Consider the following 5,748-nt stretch of genomic DNA (forward strand, 5'->3'; position numbering starts at 1 on the left):
TGGACCTGGCCGCCCTGCGCACCCGGCCGGACCTGCCCCCGCTGTGGCGCACCCTGGCCGGCCAACCCACCCGCCGCACCGCAGGCGACCACCAGCACACCCCCGACGACCTCGCACGTCGCCTGGCGGGCCTCAACCGGGCGGAACGCGAGGAAGCGCTGCTGGCCCTGGTCCGCGATCATGTCGCGGCGGTGCTCGGCTATACCTCCCGGGAGCAGATCGACACCACACAGGCGTTTCGGGAACTCGGCTTCGACTCGCTCAGCGCCATCGAACTGCGCAACCGGTTGCAGAGCGCTACCGGACTCACCGCCCCGGCCACCCTCGTCTTCGACTACCCGAACCCCAAACGCCTCGCCACCCACCTCGCCGAGCAATTCGGCGACGTCCCGGGCGACGCGGTGGATCTGCTCCCGCCGCTCGTCTCCGTGAACGACGACGCGCTCGTGATCGTCGGCATGGCCTGCCGCTTCCCGGGCGGGGTCCGGGACATCGACGACTTCTGGCAGCTGATCGCCAACGGTGCGGACGGCATGTCGGCCTTCCCGGTCGACCGCGGCTGGGACCTGGAGAAACTCCACGACCCGACGGGCGACGGTTCGGGCACCTCCGTCACCCGCGAGGGCGGCTTCCTCGACGGCGCGCTCGACTTCGACGCGGGCTTCTTCGGCATCTCGCCCCGTGAGGCGCTGGCGACCGATCCGCAGCAGCGGTTGCTGCTGGAGACGTCCTGGGAGGCGCTGGAACACGCGGGCATCGACCCCGAGGAACTGGCCGGCAGTCCCACCGGAGTCTTCGTCGGCAGCTACCAGTCCGGCTACAGCGAGGTCATCGGCCAGGCCCTCGACGAAGCCGAACCCCAGATGCTGACCGGGAACGCCCAGAGCGTGCTGTCCGGCCGGGTGGCGTACACGCTCGGGTTGGAGGGCCCGGCGGTGACGGTGGACACGGCGTGCTCGTCTTCGCTGGTGGCTCTGCACTGGGCGGGCCAGGCCCTGCGGGCGGGGGAGTGCTCCCTCGCGCTGGTCGGCGGGGTGACCATGATGGCGACCCCGAACACTTTCATCAGCTTCTCCCAGCAGGGCGGGCTGGCCGCTGATGGGCGGTGCAAGGCGTTCGCGGAGGCTGCGGATGGCACCGGTTGGTCCGAGGGCGTCGGTGTGGTGGTGGTGGAGCGGTTGTCGGATGCTCGTCGCAATGGGCGTCGGGTGTTGGCGGTGGTGCGGTCGAGTGCGGTGAATCAGGATGGTGCGTCGAATGGGTTGACGGCGCCGAATGGGCCGTCGCAGCAGCGGGTGATTCGGCAGGCGCTGGCGGTCGCGGGACTGAGGTCCGCTGATGTGGACGTGGTGGAGGCGCACGGTACGGGTACGGCGCTGGGTGATCCGATCGAGGCGCAGGCGGTGTTGGCGACGTATGGTCAGGGGCGGTCGGAGGATCGGCCGTTGTGGCTGGGGTCGGTGAAGTCGAACATCGGGCATACGCAGGCGGCTGCGGGTGTTGCGGGTGTGATCAAGATGGTGCTGGCGATGCGGCATGGTGTGTTGCCGCGCACGTTGCATGTGGATGAGCCGAGCACGCATGTTGACTGGGGTCAGGGTCGGGTGCGGCTGCTGACGGAGTCGGTGGCGTGGCCGCAGACCGGGCGTCCTCGCCGGGCGGGCGTCTCCTCGTTCGGCATCTCGGGCACCAACGCGCACGTGATCCTGGAGGCTCCCGCCGAGCTCGACGCCGCCGAGCCCGATGGTGACCCTGGGGCCGGTTCGGAATCCGGCGCTGCTCCGTTCCCGTTGGCGTGGGTGGTGTCGGGCCGGTCGGTGTCGGTGGTGGCGGAGCAGGCGGCTCGGTTGGTGCCGGTGGTGGGGTCGTTGGAGCCGGTGGATGTGGGTGCGGCGTTGCTGTCGCGGTCGTTGTTCGAGCATCGTGCGGTGGTGGTCGGGGAAGACCGCGACGAACTGCTGGCGGGTCTGGCTGCGTTGGCTGGTGGGGGGCTGGCTGGGAGTGTGGTGCGGGGTTCGGTGGCTGCCGGTGGTCGGGTGGTGTTTGTGTTCCCGGGGCAGGGTGCGCAGTGGGTGGGGATGGCGGCGGGTTTGTTGGGGTCGTCGGTGGTGTTTCGGGAGTCGATGGCTGAGTGTGCGCAGGCGTTGGCGCCGTTTGTGGATTGGTCGTTGCTTGAGGTTCTTGACGATCAGGTCGTGCTTGGTCGTGTGGATGTGGTGCAGCCGGTGTTGTGGGCGGTGATGGTGTCGTTGGCGCGGGTGTGGGAGTCGTTGGGTGTGGTGCCGGCTGCGGTGGTGGGGCATTCGCAGGGTGAGATCGCGGCGGCGTGTGTGGCTGGTGGGTTGTCGTTGTCGGATGGTGCGCGGGTGGTGGCGTTGCGCAGTCGGGCGGTTGCGCGGGTGTTGGCGGGGCGTGGCGGGATGGTTGCGGTGTCGTTGCCGGTGGGGCGGGTGCGGCGGATGCTGCGGGGTGGCTTGTCGGTGGCGGTGGTCAATGGTCCTGGTTCGGTGGTGGTGGCGGGCCCGGTGGGGGCGTTGGAGGGTTTTCTGGCGGAGTGTGAGGGGTTGGGGGTGCGGGCGCGTCGGGTGCCGGTGGATTACGCGTCGCATTCGGAGTCGGTGTCGTTGGTTGAGGGCGAGTTGCTTGAGGAGTTGGCTGGGCTGGCTCCGGTGTCGTCGGTGGTGCCGATGTATTCGTCGGTGTCGGGTTCGCGGATGGATACCGCGGGTTTGGATGGGGGGTATTGGTTTCGGAATCTGCGGCAGACGGTGGAGTTCGAGCGGGCTACGCGGGCGTTGGCGGCGGATGGGTTTACGGTGTTTGTTGAGGTGAGTGCGCATCCGGTGTTGACGATGGCGGTGCAGGACACCCTTGGTGAGGATGTGGTGGTGGCGGGGACGCTGCGCCGTGGTGAGGGTGGTTTGGAGCGGTTCTTGCTGTCGGCTGCGGAGCTGTTCGTGCGGGGTGTCCCGGTCGCGTGGGATGCGTTGTTCGCGGGGTGTCGGCCGCGGCGGGTGGACCTGCCGACGTATGCGTTCCAACGCCGCCGTTACTGGCCGCAGCCGTCCTTGACGACTGGCGACGTGGCGCTTCGCGATCCGGTGGACGCGCAGTTCTGGGAGTCGATGCAGAACGCCGACGTCTCCGCCCTTGCTCGCTCGCTGGGCGTGGACAGCACCGCGCTGTCGGATGTGGTGCCGGCCATGCTGCGGTGGCGGAACCAGCGGCAGTCCGAGTCGCAGGCCGACGGCTGGCGCTACCGGGAGACCTGGGCGCCCGTGTCCGCTACCGGGCAGCTCCTCGACTCGCCGTCCGCGCGGTGGGCGGTGATCGTGCCTGAGGGACACAGTGCCGACCTGTGGATGACGGCGGTGGCCGATGCCATCGGTGGTGAGCTGATCGAGGATCACGGCTCGGCCCCGGCGTTGAGCCCCGGCTGTGCCGGTGTGGTGTCGTTGCTGGCAGTCCGGGACGATGTCGAAGGCCTGTTGTCCACCGTCCGGCTACTGCAGGGCCTGCAAGTGCCGGTCTGGGCGGTCACCCGCGGTGCGGTCGCCGCTCAGCAGCAGGATCACGTCAGCGGGGTCTGGCCGGGCGCCACTTGGGGTCTCGGCCGAGTCGCCGCCCTGGAGCTCCCTGAACGGTGGGCCGGCATCGTGGACCTGCCGGAGGTGCTCGACGACGCGGCCCGGCAACGGTTCCGCGCCGTGGTCGCGGGCGGGCACGGCGAGGACCAGCTCGCCGTCCGGTCGGCCGGGCTGTTCGCCAGGCGCCTGGTGCACGCCGCGGTGTCCACGCTGCCGGCCTCCTGGCGGACCAGTGGCACGGCGATCGTCACCGGCGGTACGGGCGGGGTCGGCGCCCACGTGGCGCGCTGGCTGGTCCAGGCCGGCGCCGAGCACCTCGTGCTGATGAGCCGCCGCGGCCCGGCCGCTGACGGTGCGCAGGAGCTGCGCGCCGAACTCGAATCGTCGGGTGCCCGGGTGAGTATCCTCGCGGGGGATGTGGGTGACCGGGAGACCGTCGCGGAACTGATCGCCGCGATCCCGGCCGACGTGCCCCTGCGCAGCGTCGTGCACGCGGCCGGCGTGGTCGACGAGGCCGGCCCCGTGGAAACTCTCACGACGGCGGCACTGCAGGCACAGCTGCGGGTCAAGGTCACCGGCGCGCTGCTGCTCGACGAGCTCACTCGTGACCTGGACCTGGACGCGTTCGTCCTGTTCTCGTCGGGCGCGGCGGCCTGGGGCAGCGCGGGCCAGGGCAGCTACGCCGCGGCGAACGCCTGCCTCGACGCGCTGGCGGGACACCGTCGGGCGCAGGGCCGGCTGGCGACGTCGGTGGCCTGGGGCGCCTGGGACTCCCCGGGAATGATGTCGGCGGACACCGACTACGCCCAGTACCTGCGGCGGCTCGGCGTGCACGCGATGCAACCGGAGCTGGCGGTCGCGGCGCTGCACCGCGTGCTCAGCGACGGCGAGACCACGATCACGGTCACGGACATGGACTGGACGCGCTTCGTACCGGCGTTCAATATCGCCCGGCCCAGCCGACTGTTCTCGTTGCTGCCGGAGGCAGCCGTCGCCACCGAGCCGGTCGAGCCGGGCGCGGGCGACCACCTGCGGGCCATGCCCGCGCAACAACGCTACGACCACCTGCTCAAGGCGGCCCGGGACCATGCCGCCGTCGTGCTCGGGTACGACTCGGGCGACCAGGTCGACGCCGCCCAGGCGTTCAAGGAGCTGGGCTTCGACTCGGTGACCGCGGTGGAGTACCGGAACCGGCTGCAGACCGTCACCGGGCTGAGCCTGCCGACGACGCTCGTGTTCGACTATCCCAACGCCGGTCGTATTGCCGGGTATCTGGCCGAACGCTTCGGCGACGTGCCGGACGAAGCCGCGGATCTGCTGCCGGAGCTGGTCTCCAGCGGTGCCGACGATCCTATGGTGATCGTCGGCATGGCCTGTCGTTTCCCCGGCGGAGTGAGCGGCCCGGACGACCTCTGGCGCATCGTCACCGAGGGCGTCGACGTGATGTCCGACTTCCCCGGCGACCGTGGCTGGGACGTCCAGGCCCTGTACGACCCGGATGGCGTGCGCCCGGGCACCTCGGTGACCCGGGAAGGCGGTTTCCTCGAGGACGCCGGCGGTTTTGACGCGGGCTTCTTCGGGATATCCCCGCGCGAAGCGCTGGCGACGGACCCGCAGCAACGGCTGGTGCTGGAGGCGTCCTGGGAGGCACTGGAGCACGCCGGCATCGACCCGGCCGCGCTGGCCGGCACCGCCACGGGTGTGTTCATTGGTGCCGCGTCGTCGGGTTACAGCGAGATCGTCAGTGCGACGCCGGAAGCCCAGGGGCACCTGCTGACCGGCGGTTTGCTGAGCGTGTTGTCGGGCCGGGTGGCGTACACCCTCGGCCTGCAGGGTCCCGCGGTGAGTGTCGACACGGCGTGCTCGTCGTCGCTGGTGGCGATGCACTGGGCCGGTCAGGCACTGCGGTCGGGGGAGTGCTCCCTCGCCCTGGTCGGCGGGGTGGCGGTCATGGCCACTCCCGGCGGCTTCATCGAGTTCAGCCGGCAGGGCGGCCTGGCCGCCGACGGTCGGGTGAAGGCGTTCGCGGAGGCGGCGGATGGCACCGGTTGGTCCGAGGGCGTCGGTGTGGTGGTGGTGGAGCGGTTGTCGGATGCTCGTCGCAATGGGCGTCGGGTGTTGGCGGTGGTGCGGTCGAGTGCGGTGAATCAGGATGGTGCGT

1 protein-coding gene is annotated in these 5,748 nt (G+C 70.5%); it reads left to right on the forward strand.

Annotation, left to right across the window (positions count from 1 at the left end; genetic code table 11):
- Nucleotides 1-5,748, forward strand: a 5,748-nt coding sequence (locus tag P2L57_RS39610; RefSeq protein ID WP_275823419.1) for a type I polyketide synthase, incomplete at both ends; no start/stop codon positions are given.

The sequence above is a fragment of the Streptantibioticus ferralitis genome (assembly GCF_029223525.1).
GTDB lineage: Bacteria > Actinomycetota > Actinomycetes > Streptomycetales > Streptomycetaceae > Streptantibioticus_A > Streptantibioticus_A ferralitis.